Raw genomic sequence first — 1011 nt, 5'->3', positions numbered from 1 at the left:
TGAACTCTTCTCGGTAATGTCTCGTGACGTTTTGTGATCTTCGTTCAGGCGGTGCGACCGTGTTCGAGCTGGAGCAGGACGAGGGCAGCTCGGGCGATCCGGGTGATGGCCGCGGGGTCGAGGCTGACCCTGCGCAGGGCCTTGAAAGTGACCTTCAGCAGGGCGTTGGCACGTTCGGCGACAGCGTGGACGCCTCGGATCACGGCGTTGAACGCCTGGTCGGGCTCGGCGAGTTCACCGCCCTTGGGCTTCTTGACCGGGTGGCGGAAGCCGGGCCCGGCGTTCTCGTAGCCGAGGTCGGTCAGGGCAGGGATGCCCAGAGTGGCGGCGAACCGGTTCAGGGCGTCCACCAGTCCGTGGGCCCGTGCGCAGGTGGTGTCGTGCTCGCGGCCCGGGCGGACCGGGGAGACCCAGATGGGCCAGCCGTCCGGGGCGGCGATGACCTGCACGTTTCCTCCGTGGTGCTTGTGCTTGCCGGACCACCATAGGTCCGCACTGTTGGGGCCGGCGGCGGCCACGCGGTCGGTGCGGATCACCGTGCCGTCCAGGTTGAGGTGGGTGTACCCGGCTGCCGCCGCCCTCTCCAGCGCGGTGGACAGATCGGGCGCGTGGTCGGCCAGGACGGTCAGTCCCTCGTGCAGATAGCGATAGGCGGTCGGTACCGAGATGCCGTTGTCCCGGGCGAGTTGGACCAGCCGGGTACCGTCGACGAACCAGCGCAGCACGAGCACCGCCTGTTTGAAGACGCCCAGCGCGCGGGTGCCCCTGCGGGTCCCGAGCTGCTCGCGGTGCCCGCGCAGCAGCTTCGCGAGATGCTCGGCGGTTGCCCTGCGGACATCGAGCACGGCGGTGTAGGTGATACTGGACGCCACGTGGAGCCTCTGGTTGTACGGAACGTGATCTTCACAGACCCGTTCCTACCAGGGGCTTCACTCATGTCTGACGCCGAGTCGCCATCCCGCCGTCCGGCATCATCACGCACCGCAACCGTCACGTTGCCGAGAAGGCTTC

At 68.1% G+C, this 1011-nt stretch carries 1 protein-coding gene; it reads right to left on the bottom strand.

All coding sequences use genetic code 11. The features are described 5' to 3' along the window. Nucleotides 1-44: 44 nt before the first annotated feature. Entirely contained in the window at nucleotides 45-872 is an 828-nt protein-coding gene (locus AB0I73_RS41495; RefSeq protein WP_363045549.1) for a transposase family protein, read from the bottom strand. Nucleotides 873-1011: the final 139 nt, after the last annotated feature.

The organism is Streptomyces sp. NPDC050388 (assembly GCF_040655635.1).
Taxonomy (GTDB): domain Bacteria; phylum Actinomycetota; class Actinomycetes; order Streptomycetales; family Streptomycetaceae; genus Streptomyces.
The sequence above is the reverse complement of the archived record's forward strand: the minus strand, read 5'-3'. Positions and strand labels throughout refer to the sequence as shown.